General features: G+C 73.5%; 20 protein-coding genes. 11 read left to right on the forward strand and 9 right to left on the reverse strand.

Features of this window, described 5'->3' with window-relative positions; translation table 11 throughout:
- The first annotated feature begins 561 nt into the window (after positions 1 to 561).
- The 5 genes from Q5761_RS08555 (at position 562) to Q5761_RS08575 (ending at position 5,431) form a co-directional block, all read left to right on the forward strand.
- Positions 562 to 1,692 (forward strand): PRD domain-containing protein, encoded by a 1,131-nt coding sequence (locus Q5761_RS08555; protein WP_318750260.1) that lies wholly within the window; start codon positions 562 to 564, stop codon positions 1,690 to 1,692.
- A 206-nt stretch (positions 1,693 to 1,898) separates the two neighbouring features.
- Positions 1,899 to 3,032: a PTS transporter subunit EIIC gene (locus Q5761_RS08560; protein WP_135225827.1), complete on the forward strand. Its 1,134-nt coding sequence runs from the start codon at positions 1,899 to 1,901 to the stop codon at positions 3,030 to 3,032.
- Between the two features lie 354 nt (positions 3,033 to 3,386).
- Positions 3,387 to 3,701: a glucose PTS transporter subunit EIIB gene (locus tag Q5761_RS08565; RefSeq protein WP_256369312.1), complete on the forward strand. Its 315-nt coding sequence runs from the start codon at positions 3,387 to 3,389 to the stop codon at positions 3,699 to 3,701.
- The gene (locus Q5761_RS08570) at positions 3,694 to 4,260 is read left to right on the forward strand and encodes a PTS glucose transporter subunit IIA (RefSeq protein ID WP_318750261.1); all 567 of its coding nucleotides are present in this window, start codon (positions 3,694 to 3,696) and stop codon (positions 4,258 to 4,260) included. The genes Q5761_RS08565 and Q5761_RS08570 overlap by 8 nt, the downstream gene beginning before the upstream one ends.
- Before the next feature lie 46 nt (positions 4,261 to 4,306).
- Complete coding sequence (locus Q5761_RS08575; protein ID WP_318750262.1) at positions 4,307 to 5,431, forward strand: hypothetical protein; 1,125 nt, start codon at positions 4,307 to 4,309, stop codon at positions 5,429 to 5,431.
- 72 nt (positions 5,432 to 5,503) lie between these two features.
- On the opposite strand, the gene Q5761_RS08580 is transcribed toward Q5761_RS08575, so the two are convergent.
- Positions 5,504 to 6,241, reverse strand: coding sequence for a transcription repressor NadR (locus Q5761_RS08580; RefSeq protein WP_318750263.1), 738 nt, complete (start codon positions 6,239 to 6,241; stop codon positions 5,504 to 5,506).
- A 135-nt stretch (positions 6,242 to 6,376) separates the two neighbouring features.
- Here Q5761_RS08580 and Q5761_RS08585 point away from each other — a divergent pair, with 135 nt between their 5' ends.
- Positions 6,377 to 6,919 carry a hypothetical protein gene (locus Q5761_RS08585; protein WP_318750264.1) on the forward strand — a complete coding sequence of 181 codons (543 nt, stop codon included), beginning with the start codon at positions 6,377 to 6,379 and terminating at the stop codon, positions 6,917 to 6,919.
- 406 nt (positions 6,920 to 7,325) lie between these two features.
- On the opposite strand, the gene Q5761_RS08590 is transcribed toward Q5761_RS08585, so the two are convergent.
- The 5 genes from Q5761_RS08590 to Q5761_RS08610 form a co-directional block, all read right to left on the reverse strand.
- On the reverse strand, positions 7,326 to 8,669 hold the full coding sequence (locus Q5761_RS08590; RefSeq protein WP_318750265.1) for a C40 family peptidase: 1,344 nt from the start codon (positions 8,667 to 8,669) through the stop codon (positions 7,326 to 7,328).
- Between the two features lie 222 nt (positions 8,670 to 8,891).
- Positions 8,892 to 11,273 carry an ABC transporter ATP-binding protein gene (locus Q5761_RS08595; protein ID WP_318750266.1) on the reverse strand — a complete coding sequence of 794 codons (2,382 nt, stop codon included), beginning with the start codon at positions 11,271 to 11,273 and terminating at the stop codon, positions 8,892 to 8,894.
- A 588-nt stretch (positions 11,274 to 11,861) separates the two neighbouring features.
- Positions 11,862 to 12,905, reverse strand: a complete 1,044-nt coding sequence (locus Q5761_RS08600) for an ABC transporter permease (RefSeq protein WP_318750267.1) — start codon at positions 12,903 to 12,905, stop codon at positions 11,862 to 11,864.
- Positions 12,906 to 12,961: 56 nt separating this feature from the next.
- Complete coding sequence (locus tag Q5761_RS08605; protein ID WP_135225832.1) at positions 12,962 to 13,873, reverse strand: ABC transporter permease; 912 nt, start codon at positions 13,871 to 13,873, stop codon at positions 12,962 to 12,964.
- 266 nt (positions 13,874 to 14,139) lie between these two features.
- On the reverse strand, positions 14,140 to 15,807 hold the full coding sequence (locus Q5761_RS08610) for a peptide ABC transporter substrate-binding protein (RefSeq protein WP_318750268.1): 1,668 nt from the start codon (positions 15,805 to 15,807) through the stop codon (positions 14,140 to 14,142).
- A 440-nt stretch (positions 15,808 to 16,247) separates the two neighbouring features.
- On the opposite strand from Q5761_RS08610, the gene Q5761_RS08615 reads away from it, so the two are divergent.
- Entirely contained in the window at positions 16,248 to 17,330 is a 1,083-nt protein-coding gene (locus tag Q5761_RS08615; protein WP_318750269.1) for a DUF1648 domain-containing protein, read from the forward strand.
- A gap of 132 nt (positions 17,331 to 17,462) precedes the next feature.
- Here Q5761_RS08615 and lysA read toward each other — a convergent pair whose 3' ends face one another.
- Together lysA and Q5761_RS08625 are read right to left on the reverse strand one after the other, a co-directional pair.
- Positions 17,463 to 18,800 carry a diaminopimelate decarboxylase gene (gene lysA / locus Q5761_RS08620; RefSeq protein WP_318750270.1) on the reverse strand — a complete coding sequence of 446 codons (1,338 nt, stop codon included), beginning with the start codon at positions 18,798 to 18,800 and terminating at the stop codon, positions 17,463 to 17,465.
- Between the two features lie 740 nt (positions 18,801 to 19,540).
- Entirely contained in the window at positions 19,541 to 20,584 is a 1,044-nt protein-coding gene (locus Q5761_RS08625) for a thermonuclease family protein (protein WP_318750271.1), read from the reverse strand.
- Between the two features lie 457 nt (positions 20,585 to 21,041).
- Between Q5761_RS08625 and Q5761_RS08630 the strand changes: the two genes are divergently transcribed.
- From Q5761_RS08630 to Q5761_RS08645, 4 genes are all read left to right on the forward strand, one after another.
- Positions 21,042 to 21,674: a hypothetical protein gene (locus Q5761_RS08630; protein ID WP_318750272.1), complete on the forward strand. Its 633-nt coding sequence runs from the start codon at positions 21,042 to 21,044 to the stop codon at positions 21,672 to 21,674.
- A 128-nt stretch (positions 21,675 to 21,802) separates the two neighbouring features.
- Positions 21,803 to 22,234, forward strand: a complete 432-nt coding sequence (locus Q5761_RS08635) for a PadR family transcriptional regulator (RefSeq protein WP_135225837.1) — start codon at positions 21,803 to 21,805, stop codon at positions 22,232 to 22,234.
- Positions 22,235 to 22,408: 174 nt separating this feature from the next.
- Complete coding sequence (locus Q5761_RS08640; RefSeq protein WP_318750273.1) at positions 22,409 to 22,678, forward strand: autorepressor SdpR family transcription factor; 270 nt, start codon at positions 22,409 to 22,411, stop codon at positions 22,676 to 22,678.
- Positions 22,648 to 23,433: an SdpI family protein gene (locus tag Q5761_RS08645; protein ID WP_318750274.1), complete on the forward strand. Its 786-nt coding sequence runs from the start codon at positions 22,648 to 22,650 to the stop codon at positions 23,431 to 23,433. The genes Q5761_RS08640 and Q5761_RS08645 overlap by 31 nt, the downstream gene beginning before the upstream one ends.
- Before the next feature lie 188 nt (positions 23,434 to 23,621).
- On the opposite strand, the gene Q5761_RS08650 is transcribed toward Q5761_RS08645, so the two are convergent.
- Complete coding sequence (locus Q5761_RS08650) at positions 23,622 to 24,137, reverse strand: DUF1572 family protein (protein WP_318750275.1); 516 nt, start codon at positions 24,135 to 24,137, stop codon at positions 23,622 to 23,624.
- Positions 24,138 to 24,263: the final 126 nt, after the last annotated feature.

Below are 24,263 nucleotides of genomic sequence, written 5' to 3' on the forward strand. Positions count from 1 at the left end.
CCGTCGCATCGGGGCTGCCCGTCCCACCCCGCCGTGGATCCCATGCCCGATCCCCCCATGACGCCCCCTCCCCCGCCGACCATCTTCGGCACGCCGGTCGCGCCCATCTCGCCATGCGACCCGACCCCGCCCGTATCGCCACGCGACCCCGGGATGTTCCGAGTTCGGTGTTCGGTGAGGCTTGTCCATATCCTGGCACGAAATTCCTCGAGATTCCGCGAGATTCCGCGAAGCTCCCTGCCCTCATGCGACAAATCTCGACCGCGCCGCCCCCCGGATCGCGGCGGCTTGCGAGGCGAACCGCCGCGCGGGCGAAGCGGCTACGACATTCGCCATAGACCTTCGCCGCCTGCGATGGCAGTCCGTCCCGGGCGGCGGAGCAGGAGTTGGGTGCCGTCGCCCCGAACCGTCGCCCCGAACCGTGGGCGGCCGGTTCGTCCCGGACGCGTGGCGGCGCCCCAGGGCCGGTCCGGCCCCGGGGGGACCGACCGCCGCAGGGCGGAACGGCCGACCGCCCCAGGGAGGACGATGGACCGTCGCAGGGGCAGGGGGTGGACGGCGATGGCCGGCGAGGAGCCGGGCGGCCGCATGCCCCAGGACCGGGCCACGCGCCCCCGAGCGCAGGCCCGGCGCCGCGGTGCCGACCCGCAGGGCGACGGGCCGTCGCCGGCGGGTCACGGCGCGTACCGGGTGGTCAAGGTGCTGAACAACAACGCCGTGCTGGTGCGGGACGCCGCGGGTCGGACCCTGGTGCTGGAGGGCCGCGGGCTGGGCTTCCGCGCCCGCAAGGCCGCCTACGTCGCCGCGGACGACCCGGCCATCGAAGCCACGTACGCCGCGGGCGCCCCCGGGGTCCCCGTGCCGCCGTGGCTGCCCGGCCTCGTCGCGCAGCTGGTGGAACGAGCGGAGGCGGCGCTGGGCGAGCCCGTCGACCCCCACATCGTGCCGGCCCTGCTGGACCACCTGGCCTTCGCGGTGCAGCGGGTGCGCCGCGGGCTGCCCCTGGAGAACCCGTTCCTGGCCGAGATCGAGGTCCTCTTCCCGGAGGAGCTGGCGCTGGCGCGGCAGGTGCTGGCGGAGGTGGTGGCCGCGGGCGGTCCGCCGCTGCCGCCCGACGAGGCCGGGTTCGTGGCCCTCCACCTGCGGGCCGCCCGGGCGCGGGTGCCGGTCAAGGAACCCGCCCGCAGCACGGCCCTGGTCCACGATCTGGTGGAGTGGGTGCGCCGGCGCCTGGGGGTCGCCCTGCGGCCGGGCGGCCTGGACCACGCCCGCCTGGTCGCCCACCTGCGGTACCTGGTCGACGCGGTGGCCCGGGGCGGCGGCACGCCCAACCCGCTCTTGCCCCGCATCGCCGAGGAGTTCCCGGAGGCGATGGCCCTCGCCCGGGAGCTGGGGGAGGAGATCGCGCGGCGGCTGGGCAAGCCCGTCCAACCCGACGACCTGGGCTACGTCGCATTGCACCTCGCGAAGCTCATGCTGGACGGCGGGGCGGCCGGTCCGCCGTCGCCCGAGCCCCTGCCCGCAGGCCGGCCCGACGGCCCGTCCGCACCCGGATCGGGGACGACGGGCGACCGCGCCGCGGTCCGTTCAGGGGGCGACCCGGCGGTGGCGACCGGACCCCGGGAGGCGGCCGGACGGCGCCGTCCCCCCAGGGATGCGCCCGCTCGCGGTCCGGTCCCGGGAGCGCCGTAGGGGCCCCTGTCCGCCGGCAGGAGGTGGCGCACCGGCGTCGAACCCATGACCTGCCCGTTCTTCCCGGGAGCCGTTCCACCCAAGCGAACCGGTGTGTGACGGGTTCGACCCGGCATCAACCGGAGGCGTGCGCAGCCCGAGGGCTGCGCATCCTCCGGTTTTTTGCCGGGGCCGATGGACAGATTTCACGAGGAGGGGTGTGGACGATGAACCTCATGGGGGGATTGCAGCGGGTCGGCCGGGCGCTGATGACCCCGGTGGCGGTGTTGCCCGCGGCCGGCCTGCTGCTGCGCCTGGGGCAGCCGGACCTGCTCAACATCCCGGTGATGGCCCAGGCGGGCGACGCGATCTTCTCGAACCTCCCGCTGCTCTTCGCCCTGGGCGTCGGCATCGGCCTCGCCGAGCAGGCGGGGGTGGCGGGCCTGGCGGCCCTGGTGGGCTACGTGGTCTTCCAGAAGACGTTGACCACCATCAACGAGGACCTCAACATGGGCGTGCTGGCGGGCATCCTCACCGGCGCGCTGGCCGCGGCCATGTACAACCGCTACCACAACATCCGGCTCCCCGAGTGGCTGGGCTTCTTCGGCGGGCGCCGGTTCGTCCCGCTGGTCACCGCCTTCTGGGCCCTGGTCCTGGGCGTGGTCTTCGGGTTCGTCTGGGGACCGGTCCAACAGGCCATCGACGCGCTGGGCAACTGGATCGTGGGGGCGGGGGCCGCCGGGGTCTTCGTCTTCGGGGTGCTGAACCGGCTCTTGCTGCCCTTCGGCCTGCACCACATCATCAACAGCCTGGTGTGGTTCGTCTTCGGCGACTACACCAACCCGCAGACGGGGCAGGTGGTCCACGGCGACCTGCACCGCTTCTTCGCCGGCGACCCGTCGGCCGGGATCTTCATGGCCGGATGGTATCCGATCATGATGTTCGGCCTGATCGGCGTGGCCCTGGCCATGATCCACGAGGCCAAGCCCGAGAACCGGGCATCGGCCCGCGCCATCCTGCTCTCGGCGGCCCTGACCTCCTTCGTCACGGGCATCACCGAGCCGCTGGAGTTCGCCTTCATGTTCCTGACGCCGGTGCTCTACGTGACCCATGCCGTGCTGGCGGGCATCTCCATGGCCCTGGTCTACGAGCTGGGCATCCGCCACGGGTTCACCTTCTCGGCCGGTCTCATCGACTTCGTGATCAACTGGGGGATCGCCACCAAGCCGGCCCTGCTGATCCCCATCGGCCTGGTGTTCCTGGTGGTGTACTACGTGCTGTTCCGCTTCCTGATCCGGCGCCTCGACCTGCCCACGCCGGGTCGCGAGCCCGCCGAGGCGCGGTCGAATCCCGGCGCGTGAGGCCGCAAGGCGTCACCGGGAGGCCGCAAGGCGAATCACCGTGAGGCCGCAAGGCGTCCCCGGGCGTCGTCGCGGTGGGGGCGTCGGGACGCGGCGACGCCCGCGCCCCCCATGCCCGGACGCCGGCCGGGAGGGTCTCGGCCATCCGGCCGCGACGCCGGCTGGACCCTGCCGCCGGACGCCCCCGCGCCTGCGGGATCGCATGGCAGGCTCGGCCCGGACCGATGACGCCGAGGCGGGGAGGGGGCGGCGCAGCGGCTGGCGGCCGCGGGAACGGGCGGGTGACGGGGCGCGACGGGGCGGGGACGCGGGGAACGGCCGGGTTGTGGTAGGGTGGAACCGGCCGCTGGAGGGGTGGAACGGGCCGCCCGGCCCCGAACGGGTCGCTCGACCTCGCCATCACCTGCCAGGGAGGCGCAGACCATGTCCGAGAAGGCGAAAGCGGTGATCGAAGCCCTGGGCGGCGCCGACAACATCCGCGAGCTGGACAGCTGCATCACCCGCCTGCGCCTGGTGCTGGCCGACCCGAACAAGGTCGACGAACCGGCCTTGCGCCGGCAGGGCGCCATGGGGGTGGTGCGCCTGGGCGGCGGGGCGGTGCAGGTGGTGTTCGGGACCAGCGCCGAACACCTGGAGGCCGAGATCAAGGAGCTGCTGGGCCGTGGCTGAGGGCGTGGCCCCCCGGGCCCGGAGGCGTGACGGCGGGGGCGGGCACGGCGTGGCCGTGCCCGCCCCGCTGACGGGCCGCGTCGTGCCCCTGGACCAGGTCCCCGACCCGGTCTTCGCCGAGCGGATGGTCGGCGACGGCGCCGCCGTGCTGCCCGAGGACGGCCAGGTGGTGGCGCCGCTGGCGGGCACCGTCACCGCCCTCTTCCCCACGGGGCACGCCGTGGGCCTTCGCACCGACGAGGGCCTGGAGCTGCTCATCCACGTGGGCATCGACTCCGCCCACGCCGAGGGGGTCTTCGCGGCCCTGGTGCGGGTCGGCGACCGCGTCCGGCCCGGTCAGCCCCTGATCCGGGCGGATCTCGGCCGCCTCGCCGCCGCGGCCCGGTCGGTGCTCTCGCCCGTGGTGGTCACCAATCTGGACGAACGGGCCGGCCGCATCGCGGAGCCCGCCCGCGGCCCCGTCCGCGCGGGGCGCGACGTGCTCTTCCGCGTGGTGTGGGCGGAGCCGGCCCCCGCCCCGGACGGGCGGGGCAGCACCGTCTCACGAGGCCGGGGGTAAGCCCGCCGCTCCGGTCCGGCCGCATCGTCGAAGGAGGACCCTGCCCGTGAGCCGCCACGAGGTGCCCCTCCCGACCCCGACGAACCCGGCCCGGCTCCTGGAGATGCCGCCCGCCCGGCTGCTGGCCCTGCGGGGACACGCCCTCCGGGACGCCATCGCGGCCAGCGAGGGCCGCGTGCTGGCGGCCGAGACGGTGGCCGTGGCGCCGCCGCTGGTGGACGGCGTGACCAACGGCGAGCTGGCCGCCGCCTTCGGTGCCGACCTGTTGCTGGTGAACGTCTACGACGTGCTGAGGCCCCGGATCGCGGGCCTGCCCGGCTCGGACGAAGCCGGCACCGCCGCGCCCGCGTGGGCCATGCCGACCGACGAGCCGACGGCGGCCGGGGCCGGTTCGTCCCCCCAAAGGGCGGAAGCCGACGCCCAGCGCGACGAAGGCGGTTCGGCAACCCCGGCGGCAGGGGACGGCCGCTCCGGCGTCGAGCCCAGGGCCGCATCCGCGGCGGGGCCGGCTCCCTCTTCACCCCCCGGCCCCCTTGCCGCCCTGGCCTGCCTGGCCGGTCGGGTGGTGGGCATCAACCTGGAGCCCAGCGAGCGGGTCCCGACCGGTCGTCGGGCGACGCCGGACAACGCCCTGCGCGCCGTGGCCCAGGGCGCGCAGTGGATCCTCCTCACGGGCAACCCCCAGACGGGCGTCACCGTCGAGGGCATCCAGCGGGCCGCCGCCGCCATCCGCCGGGTGCTCCCGCCGGAGCGGTTGCTGCTGGCCGCGGGGCGGATGCACGGCGCCGGCGCCTGGTTCGGACAGGAGCCCTTCCTGGACGAGGCCGCCATCCGGGGGCTGGTGGCGGCCGGCGTGGACGTGGTCGCCCTGCCTGCACCCGCCACGGTGCCCGGCGTCACGGTGGAGCAGGCGCGGCGGTGGGTCGGGGCGGCCCACGCCGCCGGCGCCCTGGCGATGGCCACCGTCGGGACCTCCCAGGAGGGCGCCGACGAGGCCACCGTGCGACACATCGCCCTGATGAGCAAGGCCTGCGGGTTCGACCTGCACCACCTGGGCGACGCGGGGTACCACGGCGTGGCCCTGCCCGAGAACATCCTGGCCTACGGCATCGCCATCCGCGGGCGCCGGCACACCTATCGCCGGATGGCGATGTCGACGGCGCGGGCGTAGGGCAGGCGGTCGCGGCACGCTCGCGGCCGGCAGCCCGCCGCCCTCCCTGGCCTCGTACCGGGGACCGTGCCATCACGGACCGCGTGCCCGGTCTTCCTTCGATGCGCCGCCGCTCCCTGGCGGCGCATCGCCGTTCCCCGTCGTCATCCCGCCGCGGCCGAGCGGCTCCGGGGCACCCGCCGCACCTTCTTCGAGGAGGAACCCCAGCCGTCGAAGGGCCTCGGCCACCCGTTCCGGGGCCGACGGATCGTCGGCCTCCAGGGTGTGGAGATGGGGCCCGCCGGAGAGAGTGAGCAGCGGCTCGGCCCGGGTGGCCGCCATCCGCCGACAGAACCGGTCCACGTCGTGGCGCGACCGCAGATCCAGCCAGCCGCGCAGCTCGCCGTAGACGGGGTGTTCGACGATCACGTCCCGCACCGTCACCCCCTGGTCGACGATGGCATAGAGCTCGCGCCGGATCACGTCGAGGTCGGGGCCATGTTCGACGGCCACCTTCCACACGTGGCGGGCGGCCGGTCGGTTGATGACGTACCCCGACGGGGTCGCCACGATGGGCGCCCCCTGGGCGCGCAGGAGGGCGATGTCGTGGACGATCACGGTGCGGGTGACGCCGAACCGCGCCGCCAGCCGGTGGCCGGGCACGGGTTCCCCAGCCTCCTCCAGCACCTCGAGGATGGCGTGACGGCGCGCCGTGGCGTCACCCCCTGCCGGCTGCGCTCCGCCGCCAGGGAGCCGTCCCTCCGGCGCCGGTCGATGGGACGAACCGGCCTCGGATGGCGCACCGCCTCGAGCCCTCCCGTCACGGGGCATGCCGACCTCACCTCCGGACCCCCTCCCCGGCGCACGGCGCCTCGACCCGGTCGGCGCCGACGGCAGGATCCCGTCCCCATCGTGCTGTATATACAGCTGAAAACACACAGGACCCAGAAGTTGGGGGGTGCCGCCATGCCGTCGCAACCCGCGCGCCAGGTGGTCCTCGGGGGCCTGCTCACGGCCCTCGCCCTGATGATTCCGATCTTCTTCCGGGGAACCCTCCAGGTGATGATCGGTCCCCACTTCAGCGCGACCCTGGCGTCCCACGTGCCGTCGATGCTGGCGATGTGGCTCGGGCCGACCACCGCGGTCATGGTGGGGCTGGGGGCCACGGCCGGGTTCTTCCTGACCCTCGGGCCCGTGGTCGCGGCCCGCGCATTCACCCACGTGCCCTTCGCCGCCGTCGGCGCCCTGCTGCTCCGTCGGGGCTGGGCGCCGTGGGCGGCGCTGCTGGCCGTGTTGCCGATCCACGCCGTCGGCGAGGCCCTGGTGGTTTGGGCCGCGTCGGGCACGCCCTGGCAGGGCTGGGTCACCGGGGTCGGCACCGCCGTCCATCACCTGATGGACGCGGCGCTGACCCTGGCCGTCGTGCAGCTCCTGGCGCGGGCCGGGATCCGCCTCGCCGGTCCGGGGCAGGGAGCCTCAGGACTGCCCGCCGCCGGCCAAGGCCGTTAGGGGATGGTCGCCAGGGCCGGCGGGCGGCCGCCCGGGCTGGTCGGACGGCCACCCGCCCTGGCCGCGAGGTCGTCTGGACCCGGCCCGCGCCCGGCTGGCAAGGCGGGCGGGGGGCGGGCGGGCCCTGGGCGCCTTGCACGCAGGGGCGTCGTCCGGGCAGGTCCCGGCGGCCTGGCGAGCCGGCCAGTCGCCCGGGCGGGCTTCCGGAGGCGTGGCAAGCTCGGCGGTCGTCCGGTGGTCGTCCGGGCGGTCCCAGCGGCCTGGGAAGCTAGGCGGTCGTCCGGGCGGGGCCGCCGCGGGTGGCCCGCCTGGCCCGCGCGGTTTGGCCCCCTGGCGTGCCCCGGATGGCCGGCACCCGGGCCCGGCGTGGCGCGCCACCCTGCCTGCCCGTGTTGTGCCGCCCCACCTAGCCGGCGTGGTACCGGCGGGCGCCGGCGTATCGCTCGCCGTACGGCGGCGTGTCCAGGGGGATCTCCTCCACCACCCGCTCCGAGTTGGGCGCGTGGATCATGCGCCCGTCGCCCGCGTACATGCCCACATGGTGGACCTGGCCCTTGCCGCCGTCGTGGGCGAAGAAGACCAGGTCGCCCGGCCGCAGCCGGTCCCGGGGCACCGGCTGGCCCCCGCCGTGGTCCCGTTGGGGAGCAGCGTCCCGCGGGATCGCGATGCCGTGAAACCGGTGGACCAGGTAGACGAAGCCCGAGCAGTCGACCGCGAAGCCCGAGGTGCCGCCCCATAGATAGGGCACGCCCAGGAAACGCCGGGCCGTCTCGAGCAGCATGGACCCCGTGGCGGTCGAACCCGGCCGGACGCCGCCCGCGCCGGTCGGCGCTGGCCCGTGCTCCTCCCTGGCGCCCTCGGCCACCCCCGGGGTCGTCTGGCGGCCGTCGATGCGGACGTCGGCCCGGCGCACCCAGGCGACGGCCACGCCAGCGCCTGTCGCTCCCAGATCCGTCCGAGCACCCCGGGGAACCCGACCGCCCGCGCCTTCACCGGGGGGCGAGAGCCCGGCGCACCACTCGGGGACCGGGACCGCCACCGCGATCCACCCCTCGCGCTCCGTGGTCGCCATGGGCCCTCCCGCTCCACCCCGTGCCTCCCGTCCTCGGGTGGTGTAGGAGGAGGCCGCGCCCGCGCCGCTCGACGTCCCCGCTCCCCCGTCGGTCGTGGACGGCCCCGTGCCGCTCGACCGCGCGGAAGGGGACGAACCGGCCCCCCCGCAGCCGCTGGGGGCCAGTTCGCCGACGAGGGGCAGGCGGGTCCCGAAGCTGATCTCCATCCAGCGGGCCTGCGGGTGGGGCCGGTGATGGAGCCACGTGGTCACCGCAGCCACGGTGACGGTCGCGGGCACCACCGCGGCCTTGGAGCCACTGCCGACGGTGCTCTGGTCCGGGGGAGTCGAAGGTGCCGTCCAGGGGCCCCACGCCCCGCCGGCCCCCGCCGGCCCTGCCAGGGCTGCCCACGCCGGATCGGATGTCAGCTGCCAACTGGGGATCCAACCGGGATAGCCTCGCGGTGCCCCCGGTTCCGGCTGTTCGGGCACCGCGACCCGCACCCACCCGTCCCGTTCCTCGAGCACGGTGACGGGCTGGCCCAGGAGCACCTGGGTTTCGATGCGTCCGACCAGATCCTTCTTCGCCGCGACGTCCAGGGCCGCCAGCCACTCCCTCAGCGCCGTCGGGTTCGCCAGGGCCGGCAGGTCCACAGGGCGCGGCCGGTCCGGGTCGCGCCACACGGTGGCGACGGCCACCGCCACCCAGCGGGTGGCGCCGGGCTTCGGCCCAGGGTTCGGATCGGGAACCGGACGGGCGACACGCGGTCCGGACCCTGGGCCCGGGTCCGAGCTTGCGGACGGAGGGTCCTGGGATTGCACGGGGGGCGGCGCCCAGGGCGTCGACGAGGGTGCAGGGGCGGCTGTCACCGATTCGACCTCCTCTCCCGCCTGCGGCAGTGGATCTACAGCGGTGTCGATTCATCCCGCGAGGTGACACGCCACCCGGTGGCCAGGCGCCAGCTCCCGCAGCATGGGGACCTCCTCGGCGCACCGGGATTGGGCCACCGGGCACCGGGTTCGGAAGGGACACCCGGAAGGCGGACTCAGCGGATCCGGCGGCTCGCCCTGCACCAGCCGCCGCTCCCGCCGCCGGGCCCGGACGGGATCGGGGACGGGGATGGCGGCCAGGAGGGCCTGGGTATAGGGATGCAGGGGGTGGGCGAAGAGCTCCGCCACCGGCGCCTCCTCCACCACCCGTCCCAGGTACATCACCACCACCCGCTGGCAGACGTGGCGGACCACCGCCAGGTCGTGGGTGATCAGCAGATAGGCGAGGCCGAGTTCGTCCTGGAGGGAGGCCAGGAGGCGCAGGATCTGGGCCTGGACGGAGACGTCCAGGGCGGAGAGGGGCTCGTCGGCGACCACCAGCTCCGGCTCGACCACCAGCGCCCGGGCGATGCCGATGCGCTGGCGCTGGCCGCCGGAGAACTCGTGGGGATACCGCAGGGCGTGCTCGGGGCGCAGCCCCACGCGGGCCAGCATGGCCCGCACCCGTTCCCGTCGCTCCCGCCGGCTGAGGCCCGGGATCAGGTGGAGCGGCTCGGCGACCAGGTCCTCCACCCGCATGCGCGGATCCAGCGATGCGTAGGGGTCCTGGAACACCATCTGCAGATGGCGCCGCAGGGGGCGCAGGGCCGGTTCGTCCAGGTTCGCCAGGTCGTGGCCGCGGAACAGGATCCGGCCCCGGGCGGGCCGATACAGGCGGACGATGGTCCGCCCCAGCGTGGTCTTGCCACACCCGCTCTCCCCCACCAGCCCCACCGTCTCCCCCCGGCGCACCTCGAGGGAGACGCCGTCCACGGCGCGCAGCTGGCGCACCTTGCGCCAGCCGTGCCGCACGGGGAACAGGGTGGTCACGGCCTCCAGGCGGAGCAAGGCGTCCCCCGGCCGGGCGGTGGGGTCGGTGGGGCGGGGGATGGCGTCGGCGTCGTGCCCGCCGGCCGCCGCCGGCGAACGCCGTGCCGTGGAAGGCGGCTCGCCTCCTGCGGGACCGCTCCGATCCGCCGGGAGACGCCGCTCTGCAGCCCCGAAGGTCAGCCGGACCCGCGGCCCCCGGGATCGTTCGGTGGCCGGTTCGTCCGCCGCCGGCGGCACCGCTGGGCTCGCCCGGCGGTGATCGGTCCACCCCGCCGGCGCGGCCCCGTCCCCATCGGCCGCCCCCGTCGGTTCCGCGGGCCCGCTGGCCTCGTCCAGCAGCCAGCAGGCCGCCCCGTGACCCGGAGCCAGTTCCCGGAACGGCGGCGCCTCGGTGAAGCACCGCGGTTCCGCCACGGGGCAGCGGCCGGCGAAGGGGCAGCCGGCAGGGAGCCGCCGCGGATCGGGAGGGTCGCCCGGGATGGGTTCGGGCGGACGCGCCTCGGTGGCCAGGGGGTCGGGGACGGCCGCCAGCAGGGCCCGGGTGTAGGGATGGGCCGGACGGGTGAAGAGCCGGTCGACGGGCGCCGCCTCGGCGATGCGGCCGCCGTACATCACGTACACCCGGTCGGCCAGCTCGGCCACCACGCCGAGGTTGTGGGTGATGAGCAGCAGGGCGGCCCCGGTGCGGCGGCGCAGGTCGTCCAGCAGGGCGAGGATCTGGGCCTGGATGGTCACGTCCAGGGCCGTGGTGGGCTCGTCGGCGATGATCAGCCGCGGCGGCGTCGCCAGCGCCATGGCGATCAGCACCCGCTGGCGCATGCCGCCCGAGAGCTCATGGGGGTACTGGCGCAGCCGGTCGGCGGGCCGGGGCAGCCCGGCCATGGCCAGCAGCTCCTCGGCCCGGGCCAGAGCCTGGGATCGCGTCATCCGCCGGTGGGCGGTGATGGCTTCGAGCAGCTGGTCGCCGACGCGGAACAGGGGGTCCAGGGACGTCATGGGGTCCTGGAAGACCATCCCCACCTCGCGGCCCCGGATCCGGCGCCAGTCGGCGGGACCGAGGCCGGTCAGGTCGCGCCCCGCCAGGCGGATCCGCCCGCCGACCACCCGGCCCGGGGGCGGCACCAGGCCGGTGATGGCCCGGGCGGTGACGGACTTCCCCGACCCCGACTCGCCCACCAGGGCCACCACCTCGCCGCCTCCCACGGTGAGGCTCACCCCGCGCACGGCTGGCACCGGGCCCTGGTCGGTGAAGAAGGTGACCTCCAGGTCCTCGACCACCAGCAGGGGATCGGTGCCCGCGGAGGCCGGGTCCCGGTGCGCAGCCAGCGCCCGCCCGGACTCCGGGATCCCCCGCTCCGCAGGGCCGGCCGCCCCGGCCTCCCGGATGGCCGGAGGCCTCCCGATGGCCCCTGCACCGGTTCGCCTCGGGTCCAACCCGCCCACGGCGTCGCCTCCTCGATCGCCCTTCGGTCATGCCGTGATGAGCCGCCGGCGCCGACCGGCCCGGACGTGCCCATCGCACCGGCCACGAGGATCCAGCGGCGGCGACAGGAGCATCCCCTCGGCCGCTTCGGGGTGCCGCCGCGGATCCTGCCTGCGGGGCGCCACCGCCGGCCCCACGCGGAGTTGCACCGTGGACCCCGCCGGCGGAGTTGCACGCGGCCCCCACCGGCGGAGCTGCACCACGTCCCGCACCGGCGGGGTTGCACCACGGACCCCGCCGGCGGGGTTGCACCACGGCCCCCACCGGCGGAGTTGCACAGCCGACCCCACCGGCCGGGGTTGCACCACGGACCCCACCGGCGGGATGGTCGCGGCCTCGACCGGCGGGATGGAACCGCCGATCCCACCGGCAGGGCCCCATCCCATCGCGATCCCTGCGTCGCCCGTCGCGTCGGCCCTGGCCCATCCCGATCCCTGCGTCCCCCCTGCGTCGGCCCTGGCCCCTCGCGATCCTTGCACCGCCCCCACGTCGGCCCCGGCCGGCCGACTCCGGCGTCGTCCGGAGCGGATCCCGGCGCGCCCTGCCCTTCAGCGCAGCCGCGGATCCAGCGCGTCCCGCAACCCATCCCCCAGGAAGTTGAAGGCCAGCATGGTGATGCAGATGAAGGTGGCCGGGAAGAACAGGGCCCACGGGGCCGCCCGCAAGGCGCGGTTGCCCTCGGCGGCCAGCACGCCCCAGGAGGCGATGGGGGCCTGCACCCCCAGGCCCAAGTAGCTCAGGAAGGCCTCGCTGAAGATGGCCTCGGGCACCAAAAGCGTCATCGTGACCAGGATGGGACCGATGGCATTGGGCACCAGGTGGCGCCAGACCACCCGCCAGGGCGGGACGCCCATGACGCGGGCGGCGAGGACGAACTCCCGCTGTTTGAGGCTCAAGACCTCGCCCCGCACGATCCGCGCCATCCCCGTCCAGTACACCGCCCCCAGGGCGATGAAGACGTTGTCCAGGCCGGGTCCCAGGACCACCATGAGCAGGACCACGTAGAGGATGAAGGGCAGCCCGTAGATCACATCGATGACGCGCATCATGACGTTGTCGACGACCCCGCCGTAGAACCCGGCGATGGCGCCGTAGGCCACGCCGATGGTGAGGCCGATCAAGCTGGCCATGATGCCCACGGCCAGCGAGATGCGGGCTCCGTAGAGCACGCGGGTCAGGATGTCCCGCCCCAGGTGGTCGGTGCCGAACCAGTGGGCGGCGCTGGGCGGCTGGTTCGCCTCGGCGAGCACCTGCTCGTCGTAGCCGTAGGGCGAGAGGACCGGTCCGATGGCCGCGGCCAGGACCATCAGCCCGCTGACCACCAGCCCTGCCATCGCCAGCGGGTTCCTCCGCAGGCGGCGCCAGGCCTCCTGCCAGTATCCCGGTGCCGCCGGGGCCAGCGCCTCCGGGGGTACCCCCCCGAAGCCGTCGCCGCCCTCGGCCCACGGTACAGCCGGGGAGCCGCCCCCTTCGCCGCCGGCACCGGGTGCGCCACCCCCCGGCCCGGTGGAAGCGCTCCCCCCTCCCTCGGCCGGGTCGCACCGCGGCCGTGCCGGTGACCCGGGCAGCGCCTGGTGCGACGACGCTTTCATGCCGGCCCTCCTCTCCGCGTCGCTGCGAAGGGTCCCGCCCGCCGGTTCGCCCCGTCTCAGAGGCGGATGCGGGGATCCACCAGCCGATAGGCCAGGTCGACCAATGCGTTGGCGACCACCAGCAGCACGCTGTAGAACATGGTGACGCCCATGATGACGGTGTAGTCGCGGTTCGTCACGCTCTGGACGAAGTACTTGCCGAGGCCCGGGATCGCGAAGATGTTCTCCACCACGAAGCTACCCGTCAGGACCCCGGCGGCCAGCGGGCCGAGGTACGTGATCACCGGCAGCACGGCGCTGCGCAGGGCGTGGACGAACACCACCCGGCCGGGGCTCAACCCCTTGGCGTGACAGACCGTGATGAAGTCCTGCCGCAGGACCTCCAGCATGTTGGCCCGCACCAGCCGCGCGATGACCGCCGTCGGGAGCGCCGCCAGCGCGAGGGTGGGCATGACCGCCTGCTCGGGCTTGCCCCACAGGCCGGCCGGCAACCACCGCAGGCGGAAGGCGAACACGTAGATCAGCAGCCCGCTCAGGATGAAGTTGGGGATGGAGATGCCCAGGGTCGCGGCGAACATCGCCGCCCGATCGAGCCAGCGGCCGTGGTGCAGCGCCGCCACCACGCCCACGCCGATCCCCAGGACCAGCGCGACCGCGATGGCCAGGGCACCCAGGGCCGCCGACACCCGGAACCCCTCGGCCACGATGTCGTTGACCGTCCGGTTGGGGTAGGTGAAGGACGGCCCCAGGTCCCACACCGCGGTGCGGTAGAGGTAGTCCAGGTACTGCCGCCAGACCGGCCAGTCCAGGTGGTACCGGGCCTCGAGGTTCGCCCTGACCGCCGGCGGCAGGTCCTTCTCCGCGTCGAAGGGCCCGCCCGGCACCGCGCGCATCATGAAGAAGGTCAGCGTCGCGATGGCCCAGAGGGTGATCAGCGTGATCACCAGGCGCTGGCCGGCGTACTGCACGGCTCGGCCTCCTCCTGCACCACGGGGACGAACCGGCCCCCGGGCCGCAGCCCGCCGGGCGTGCTGGCCTCGGCGTCGCGAACCCGCGACCCCGCCCCTCGACGCCAACCGGCGAACCCCGTGGGCTCAGGGTCTGCAGGACAACGCCACCGGGGGACCGGCCGGGGGACCGGCGCTGCCGGGGGCCGGGGCCACTGGGGGCCGGTGCGGGCGCCCGCGAGTCCGCGCCCGCGACGACCCGTGGGCGCCACCCTACCGCCCCTCCCTCACCGGCCCTTGCCCTCGATGTACGCCCACTTGTAGTCCGTGGTCCCCAGGGCCGTGCGGAACACGCCCTTCACGTACGGCTTCTCCTGGTAGACGTCGACCCCGAAGAAGATCGGCCCCACGGGCATCTCGTCCATCAGGATCCGCTCCGCCTCGTGCATGTTGCGGAAGCGGACCTCCTGATCGGCGGTGGCCTTGGCCTCGGCGATCAGCCGGTCATACTCGCGGTTCGACCACCCGACCCGGTTGTTGCCGCCGCCCGTCACCCACAGGTCGAGGAAGGTCATGGGATCCAGGTAGTCGCCCACCCAGTTGCCGCGACTCAGGTCGTAGTCACCCCGCTTGGTGGTCTCCAGGTACACCTTCCACTCCATGGACTGGAGCTCCACCTGCACGCCCAGGTTCTGCTTCCACATCTGCTGGTAGGCTTCGGCCAGGGCCCGGTTCGTGTCGTTGTCGTTGTACAAGTAGGTCACCTTGGGGAAGCCCTGTCCGTTGGGATAGCCCGCCTCCGCCAGGAGCCGCCGCGCCGTCTCCACGTCGGCGTCCTGGAAGTAGTCGCCGCCCTCCTCCCGGAAGTCCTTGCCGGTCACCGGGTTGGGGATGCCGTAGGGCACGAAGGCCAGCGCCGGCTTCTGCCCGCCCTTGAGGACCTGCTCGACGATGGCCTTGCGGTCCAGGGCCAGGGTGAAGGCCTTGCGCACCCGCGGGTCGTCGAAGGGCTTCCGCTTCGTGTTGAAGTAGATCGACGTCACGCTGATGATGGGCGACGTCTTCGCCTCGCCGCTCGCCAGCAGCTGGGGGATGTCCTGGGGGTTCAGGCTGCCGTTGGAGTCCAGCTCGCCGTTGGCGAACATGGTCTCGGCGGTGCTGCCCTCGTTGACCATGACGATGTGCATCCGCTCGAGGCGCACCGTGTCCTTGTCCCAGTAGGTGTCGCTCTTGACGAGGTCGATGTGGCTGTCGTGGACCCACTCGGCGATCCGGAAGGGACCGTTGCCCACGTAGGTCGCGGCCTCCCCCGCCCAGTCGGGGTTGGCCTCCACCGTCGCCTGGTGGACCGGCATCAGCGTGGGGAAGGCGGTCAGGCTGAGGAAGTACGGCGTCGGCGCCTCGAGGGTCACCTGCAGCGTCTTGTCGTCGAGGGCCTTGACGCCCACCTGCGAGGGGTCGGTGAGCTCGCCGCTGTTGTACTTCTGCGCGTTCTTGACGTAGTAGAGCTGGTAGGCGTAGGGAGCCGCGGTCTTGGGGTCCAGCACCCGCAGCCAGGCGTAGACGAAGTCGTGGGCGGTGACGGGATCGCCATTCTGCCAGACGGCGTCCCGCAGGTGGAAGGTGTAGGTCAACTGGTCGTCGCTCACATCCCAGGACTCCGCCATGCCGGGCTCCACACCCTTGGGCCCGATGCGCGTGAGGCCCTCCATCACCGCATTGACGATCTGGAAGCTGGTGAGATCGGTCATCAGCGCGGGATCCAGCGTCGGGGGCTCGGAGCCGATGTTGTCGTTGAGCACCTGCTCGTCGCCGCCCCCCGCGCCCCCCTCTCCGGACGAACTCGGCGCCCCGCAGCCGCCGAGGGCCAGCGAGACGACCAACGCCACCATGAGCGCGACGCCGCCCGCCCGGCGAAGACGTCGCGGCAACCGCCGCCACGAACCGTGGCTCACCCTATCCCCTCCCGCCCCGTGGGCCTCGCGACGTGGCCTCCGACGTGGCCTCCAAGATTCGGCTCGACGGGGATTTCTTTCCGGACGGCCGCATTCCTGCCGGCTGCCGGCGAGGTTCGTCCGAATTCGTGCCCCTCCAAGCCTACGACCAGCCGGAGAGGCCTAGAACGGGGTACCCGGGCCACCGGGCGAGCCATCCTCCTGCACGGTGTTGGCAGGAGGACGCCCGGGGCGACCCCGATCCAGCCGGCCGGGCCGAGGCGGGGTCCCTCCCTCCACGGCGTTTCCGGGAGGACGCCCGGGCCGCCGGGATGGTAAGCTGATCCATAGGAGGTCGCTCGCCATGGGATGCGAGGCCCACGGCGGGATCGTCGGGATCCGAGGCCCACGTCGGCTCATGCCCGGCTCCCATGGCATAGGCGGACAGGGAGGTCATGGGGTTGGAGGAGAGGGGTGTCCGCACCGACACGGCCTCCCAGGACGCGCCCGCGGGCCCCGGGAACGCGGCCCCCGGGGCGCCCCGTGGTCATGCGGGGACCTGGCAGGACGCCCTGGAGGCGGCGTGGCGCAAGCCCCTGGAGCCCGGCGAGCGCGTGCTGGAACTCGCCGCCGCCCTCCTCTTGCTGGCGTCCTTCGTCTGGGTCGCCATCTGGTGGCCCCATCTGCCCGACCAGGTCCCCATCCACTTCAACCTGCGGGGCGAGGCCGACGGCTTCGCCGCCAAGGGAAGCATCTGGGGCCTGCTCGGGATCGGCGTGCTCCTCTACGCGCTGGCCACGGCGGTGACGCGATGGCCGGCGTCGCTGCTCAACTGGCCCATCGAACCCCGGCCGGAGACGGCCCGGGCCATGGCCCGCGCCAGCCGCCACCTGCTCCGTGGGTTCAAGTTCCTGCTCATGGCTGCGTGGCTGCATCTGACGGTGGGGGTCACCGCCGTCGCCCTGGGCCGGTGGGTCGGCCTTACCCCCTGGTTCTATCTGTGGATCGTGGCGCTGCTGGCGGTGGCGATCGGGGGGTGCGCGGCGGTGTATCGGGCGGGGCTGCGCCTTCGGGCGGCGCCGGCCGCGAGCGGGCCGGACGGGCCCTGGCCGGAGGTGGTCGACTTCCCCGCCGCCCGCAGCAAGATCCTGATGGCCCTGACGGCGATCCCGCCGCTGATTCCCTTCTACATGGCGCTGCGCGGAGACGAGACGGCCATCGTCGGCTTCGTCGCCTTGGGGCCGTACCTCTTGGTGGTGGGCTACACCTTCTGGCGCCCGTCCTACTACCGCGTCACGCCGACCCACCTCCAGATCCGGGTGGGGCTGATGGACTTTGACGTGCCGCTCCAGCGCATCCGCCGGGTGCGACCGACGTGGAACCCTGCGGCGAGCGCCGCACCGTCCCTTCGGCGGGTGGCCATCGAGACCGACGCGGGCGAGACGGTGCTGGTATCCCCCGTGGATCGCGAGGGCTTCATCGCGGTCCTACGGGAACGCTGCCCCCAGGCCGTGGTCGAAGGCGGCCGCGGCCCATGCCGCTGAGCGGGATTTCCTCCCGAGTCCCGGGCGAGGCGGCTCGCGATGGGCCGGCTCGGCGCGATCCCTACCCCCTGGAGGATCGGGGCTGGTGCGTTGTGACCCGAGGCTCTCACCACGCACCGGGGACGAGGTCCCTCACCCCTCCCGCGCCAGGGACGGCGGGATCCGGTCGTGGCGCACCAGGTCGTCGTAGGTCTCCCGCTCCACGATGACCGCGGCCTCCCCGTCCCGCACCAGCACCATGGCGGGCCGCGGGAAGCGGTTGTACTGGCTGGACATGCTGTAGTTGTACGCGCCCGTGCTGAAGACCGCCACCACGTCGCCGGGCTCGACCCGCGGCAGATCGATCTCCGGGATCAGCACGTCGCCCGACTCGCAGTAGCGGCCCACCAGGCAGACCCGCTCGGCCGGTTCGTCCAGCGGCCGGTTCGCCAGCACCGCCGTGTAGAGGGCGCGGTAGAGGGCGTACCGGGGGTTGTCGGCCATGCCGCCGTCGACGGCCACGTAGGGCAGAAGGCCCGGGACGCGCTTGACGGACCCCACCGTGTACAGCGTGACCCCGGCCTCGCCCACGACGGACCGCCCGGGCTCCAGGATGAGTCGCGGCACCGGCAGGCCGCGCTCGTCCGCCAGGCGGGCCACGGCGGTCCGGATGCGGGTGACCGTCTCGGCGATGGAGGGCGGCTCGTCACCCGGCACGTACCGGATGCCCAGGCCGCCGCCCAGGTCCAGTTCCCGGACGAACCGGCCCGTGCGCCGGTGCGCCTCGGCGGCCAGGTCCATCATGATCCGGGCCGCCTGCTCCCAGGGCTCGACGGCCAGGATCTGCGAGCCGATGTGGCAGTGGAAGCCGTACCAGTCCAGGGCCGGTTCGTCCAGCACGCGGTCCAGGGCCTCCAGGGCCTGGCCGGTGGCCAGGTCGAAGCCGAACTTGGACTCCTGCTGGCCGGTGCGGATGAACTCGTGGGTGTGAGCCTCGACCCCCGGCGCCACCCGCAGGAGGACGGGAACGGTGCGGCCGGCGGCCCGGGCCATGGCAGCCAGGCGCTCCAGCTCGTGGAAGTTGTCGACGACGACCCGGCCCACGCCGACCTCGATGGCCAGGCGCAGCTCCTCGTCGCTCTTGTTGTTCCCGTGCAGGAGGACGCGGGCGGGCGGGAACCCGGCGGACAGGGCGGTGTGGAGCTCGCCGCCGGAGACCAGGTCGAGCCACAGCCCCTCCTGGTCCATGATGCGGAGGACGGCGGTGGTGCACAGCGCCTTGGCGGCGTAGGCCACGACCCCGGCGTCGCCCATGGCCTCGCGGTAGGCGCGGCAACGCCGACGGATGGCGGCCTCGTCGAGGACGTAGAGAGGCGTCCCGAACCGTTCCACCAGGCCCAGGGCGTCGGCTCCCCCGATGGCCAGGTGGCCGCGGGGGCTCGTGACCACCGGCGGCCAGGCCGTGCGCGACTGCAGTTCCGGCTGCGGCAAGGTGCTCTCCTCCCGCTCGACGCTCGTGCCCTTGGGTCGTTCGCGGCCGGGCGGGGTGCTGCGCGCCGCCCGTCGGCCGGCCGGACCCGGGTGGGAGCAGGGAAATCGCGGTTAACGTAGCACAGGTCCGGGAAGGGGCACAAGGCCGGAGGGACGGGAGCGCGGGTGGGAGCGGCAACGCGGGTGGGAGCGCCGCCTGCGGTGACGAACTCCGATGACAGGTCGGCTCACCCCGTGCGACCGCTCCCCCCACCGACCGCAGGTCGCCGAGGCCGGGGCCGGGGACCCAGGCGGGCAGACGGTCCTGGCCAACGGGGGCCCAGGGACCACGTCAGCACGCGACACCACGTCAGCCCTGGCGCCGTCATCGGCAACAAGGGACGGGGGTCGATCCCATGCCGGACGCACTCGTCGGCCGAATCCTGACAGTCCTCAGCGCCCTGGTACGAGGGGCGAGCGGCGCCGTGCTGCTCGGCCTCGCCTGTTGGGGGTATCGCATCGACCGGACCCAGGCCCGCAGACCGATGTGGGCCCTCGACCTCTTGGGGGGTGTGGCGGCACGACGGATGCGACTGCATGATCACGCTGGTCGTCCGATGTGGGCCCGCGACCTCTTGGGGGGTGTGGTGGCCCTGGCGTGGGCCGTCTCCACCCCCCGGTCGCAACCTTCATGGGACCGGGCCCCGCGTTCGGATGCCCGCCGTGATCGGACACCGGTCCCCCAGCGGTCGCGACGGCGATCACCGCTCGCATCCGACGCCATCCCGGTCCCAGCCGTCGAGCCGGTGCGGATCGGGCGGCAGCACCCGGAAGTCGCGGTAGGGGATGTCCCCGCAATCGAGATCCGGCGGCGGCGATGGGATGCACACGTCGGGATAGGCGGGATCGCACCCTCCGCGTCGGCCGACGGGGGCGGGATCCCGCGCTCCCGCCGTCCGGATCGCGCCGGATCCCGGCTGCGACGAGCCGCCGTCAGCCGCGCCGGCACCATACCTTCCGCCGGACGCAGCCCGCAGGCCCCACAGGCCGCGCTCCGCCTCCCGGGCCTCGCGCTGGAACCGGACGAACAGGTCCGCGTATCGCACGTCCGGCGGGTAGGTGACCACCTGGGCGTAGCCCTCCAGGAGCAAGATAGCGTTGAACATCCCCTCCCGCACATGGGCCGGCGTCGGCCGCTCAGGCGGTTCGACCAGCCAAACATAGCGCAGGGCGCGGCCGTAGCGGTCCGTCTCCGACACGTCCTTCTCGAGCCACACCACCCGGCCCGCGAGATGCCGCCGGGTGAAGCGGGCCGCCTCCGGACCGTAGGGTTCGACCTCGCCGTGGACCTCGGGGGTGTTGACACCGATCAGCCGCACCCGCGTCGAGGGCAGCGGCGCACCGCCCAGGGGCTCGACCTCGAGGGTGTCGCCGTCGATCACGTCCACCACCCGGGCGCGGGTGAGTCCCGGACGCTGACGCTCCGCGGCGGGCTGCAGCCGCCCCGAGGACGGCGACGAATCCCTTTTCGCACCGGTGCCCGTGGACCCTTCGGCGCTTTCGCCGGCGGCACCCGCGGCTGGCTCCGTGGCCCCGGTCCCATCGTCCGCGGCCGCATCGCGGCCGGACGGCGCCACCCCCGACGAGCCGGGACCCGCCGGTGTGGCCGGCTCCGTCTCGGTGCCGCACCCAGCCGCTCCGAGGGCGACGGCGAGGACCAACGCGACCAGCAGGGCCGCGGCTTTGGCACGGGCCCGCGCCGGCACGCCGCACCTTCCCAGCTTGCACACCGCCAGATCACGCACCGCTCGACCGCTCCTCCCGGGGCCCATCGCCCACGGGTCGTCGGCCTGGCCCAGCCCCCGCTGACCTCGGTGCAAGGTCGAGCATCCCACCATCGTCACCGCCACCATTCGTTGCACAGGTCGCAGTCCCCACAGGCGTCGGCCACCGGCATCCCACCATCGCCACCGCGGCCTACCACCGTTAGTTGTCCGCAGCTGACGCCACCGGCGTCAAGGGGCGTGGGCCGCGCCCACCCACGCCGTTCGGCCGGCGGACCGGCGGCCGCGCTTCGGCCCCTGAGCCGCCTCGCGACCCACCCGTGAGCGGCCTCGCAACCCACCCCACCCCTGCGCCGCCCCGCGACCCAGCCCTGTGTCGCCTCGCGGCCGCGACTATATTGCAAAACATGATAGCCTCTGTTATGCTCGACGCAGTACCTTGCGGTACAAGATACGCCATGGCCAGGAGGATTGGACGATGGCGCAGGGACCCAAGAACCCCGTCACCGAGGCCGTCGACTCGTGCATCGTGTACTGGGTCGCCGCCGGCCTTCCCCGGGCGCAGATCGATCAGATGGCCGCCGAGCTGCGGGCCCACCTCGAGCAAGCCGTGGCGGCCGGCAAATCCGTCGAGGCCGTGATCGGCGGCGACGTCGCCCGGTTCGCCGAGGAGTGGTGGCGCGCCGTGGGCCGGCACCAGCCCCGATGGCAGGCGCTGGTGCTGGCGGCGCAGATCGTCGCGGCGGCGGTCTTCATCACGCTGCTACCGGCCGTCTGGGTCCATCCGGTCGTCGCGGTGGAGGCGGCTCACCTCGTCCAGGTGCTGTGGATGGCAACGGGCGTCTGGATCCTGTTCTCGCCCCGGCTGGGTGCGCGCTGGCTGGCCAACAGCGCCAGGGAGCGCTACGGCCGCCTGTGGGTGGCGGTGGCCGCCGTCACCTTCGTCGGCATGCTGGTCCTGAGCCCGGCCATGCCCTGGGTACCCGAGTGGGTCCTCCTCGAGATCCCCCGGTGGCAGGCGGTGCTCGTCATGGTGGGTTGCCTCGTGATCAACGGGCTTGCGATCCTCCGCGACCCCACCCGGCCGCGGGCACCGGCCTCCCTCCCGTAGGCGGACGACGCCAGCACCCGGATCAGGCCACCATGGTCGCCCGGGTCATGCACCGGCCGCCGGGGCCGGCCACCGGGTCCTGGCGCACGAACGAGGCCCAGACCGTTGCCGGAGGAGGTGTCCGAGCCTTGCGCGACCGTGGTCGCGATGAAACCCGCGGCAGCCAGCTGCTCAAAGGCGTCCTGGACATGCTGCTCCTGGCCCTGATCGCCGAGCGACCCCGCTACGGCTACGAGATGGTGGAAGAACTCGGCCGGCGCGGGCTGCACCTCGTCAGCGAGGGGAGCATCTACCCCGTTCTCGCCCGCCTGGAGCGGGCCGGGTTCGTCCAAGGATACTTCGAGCCCTCACCGCAAGGGCCACCGCGGAAGTACTATCGCATCCTGCCCCAGGGCCATCAGGCCCTTCATCGGTGGGTGGACGAGTGGCAACGGTTCGCACGGGGCGTGGACGGGGTGGTGACGGGCCAGCCCGCCGCCCGCGCAGCCAACCCGGCCTGCGGACGCGGCGATTCCGCCCCCGATCCCGCCATCCCCCTCCGTGGGGGTCCGGGCCCCTGACCGCGCCCCGCCCGTCACCACCGGGGCCGCCCCCCCGAAGGGACCTCCTCTTGACCGCCTCACCGGGCCAGACCCCCGCGAACCCGCGACCAAGGGATGCACCCCTTGATGGGTTCACGATACGTAGTTTAATATTTAGACAAACTTCTAAAAACAGCCTCAAGGAGGCACAGCGTGGGTGAGCCCCAGCTGGTCTTCAAAGCCCTGGCCGACCCCACCCGCCGGGCCATCCTGCGGCTGCTCCGCGACCGCGACCTGACGGCTGGGGAGATCGCCGCCCACTTCCCGGTCACCCAGGCCAGCATCTCGCACCACCTGAGCCTCCTTAAGCATGCGGGGCTGGTGCTGGACGAGCGGCGAGGCCAACACGTGGTGTACTCCCTCAACACCACGGTCTTCCAGGAGGTGATCGCATGGCTGATGGACCTGGCGGGCCCGCGGTGACCTCGCACGGCTCCGGGGCCGGCCCGGAAGCCGGCGCCCCCGCGACGTCCACGCGCGGTGGGCATGCGGCTCCGCCGCAAGACGGCCAGGGGCCGGACCGGGACGACCGCGGTCGTGACGTTCTGGAATGGCTGCTCCTCGCCCTGGCGGCCCTGGCGACCGCCGCGGTCTACCCGCGCCTACCGGATCCGATGGTGATCCACTGGAACGCAGCCGGGCAGCCAGACGGATGGGCTCCCAGGGCCTTCGCAGCGTGGTTCGGCTGGGCGACGGCGGCGGGCACGTACCTTCTGCTGAAGGTTCTTCCGTCCATCGACCCGCGCCGCGCCAACTACCCCCGGTTCGCAGGTGCCTACCGGCTGGCCCGGCAGATCACCGTCCTGTTCTTGCTGGGCGTCCACGCGGTGGTCCTCATGACCGGCCTCGGCATCCCCGTCGCCGTCGACCGGGTCATCGGTCTTGGCGTCGGCCTGATGCTGATCATCATGGGCAACGTCATGGGTCAAGTGCGCCCCAACTTCTTCTTCGGCATCCGCACGCCGTGGACGCTGTCCAGTGAGGCGGTGTGGCGCAAGACCCATCGTGCCGGGGGCTGGCTGTTCATCCTCGCGGGGCTGGCCATCGCGACGACCGCCTTCCTACCGCCCAGCTGGACGGTGCCGGTGATCCTGGCCAGCGTGCTCGGGGTGACCCTTGGCACCACGGTCTACTCGTACCTCGTGTGGCGCCGGTTGAACGGACCTGAGGCCGGTTGACGCAACGATCCGGCACAGCTTGAGGCCCAGCCCGGAGGCCGCTGGCGAAGGCGACGCGGGGGACGTGCCGGGGACCCGCCCCGGTGAACGTCCGCCCAGCGTCTGTTCGCTCGCCCCGCCTCGATGGGCCGCCTGCGTCCCCTGAGTCACCGCACACGTACGGTCACGGCAGGGGCCCCCGGGCCCGATCATCGCTTGCGAGGGATGGTGAGACTCTGCCACCGCTCGCCAGCCCTGGCCTTGGCCAGGTAGACGATCTGGCCCACGTGATAGGAGGTGTGGAACAGCTGGCGCTCGATGGCGTCGATCACGGTGTGCGGCTCGCCGCGGATGGACACGGTCCGCAGCAGGTCGCCCAGCCTCAGGGCATCCAGCGTCGCAAAGAGCGCCCGCCACCCCCTCTCCCAGCGCGCCATCAGCTCCTGCCGGGGCAGCCGCTCTTCGGCGAACTCGGCATCCCGGTCGCGATCGGGCTTCTCGCCGTCCGAGGTCAAAAAGTCGGTCCACCGGGAGACCATGTTGCCGCTCAAGTGCTTGATGAGCACCGTGATGCTGTTGGACTCCCCGCCGGGAGACCAGGCGAGGGCGTCGTCGTCCACCTGCGCCAGCGCCCGCTCCGCGAGGTCCTTGATGTAGCGGAACCGGCTCTTGACCGCCTCAAGGTAGACCTCCGCCAACCGTGGGCCGTCCACCAGGTCGTGCACGGGCCTTCCCTCCCTGGGCTGGGAATCATGCACCTTGCCTCCCGGCCGCCGGCGTGGCGCCGGGCTCCGAACGAGGGCGCGCGTAGAGAGTTCGTTGCACATCGTGCCGGGCGGTTCCTGCGCCTC

Origin of the sequence: Thermaerobacter composti, assembly GCF_033582035.1 — a bacterium.
Taxonomy (GTDB): domain Bacteria; phylum Bacillota; class Sulfobacillia; order Thermaerobacterales; family Thermaerobacteraceae; genus Thermaerobacter; species Thermaerobacter composti.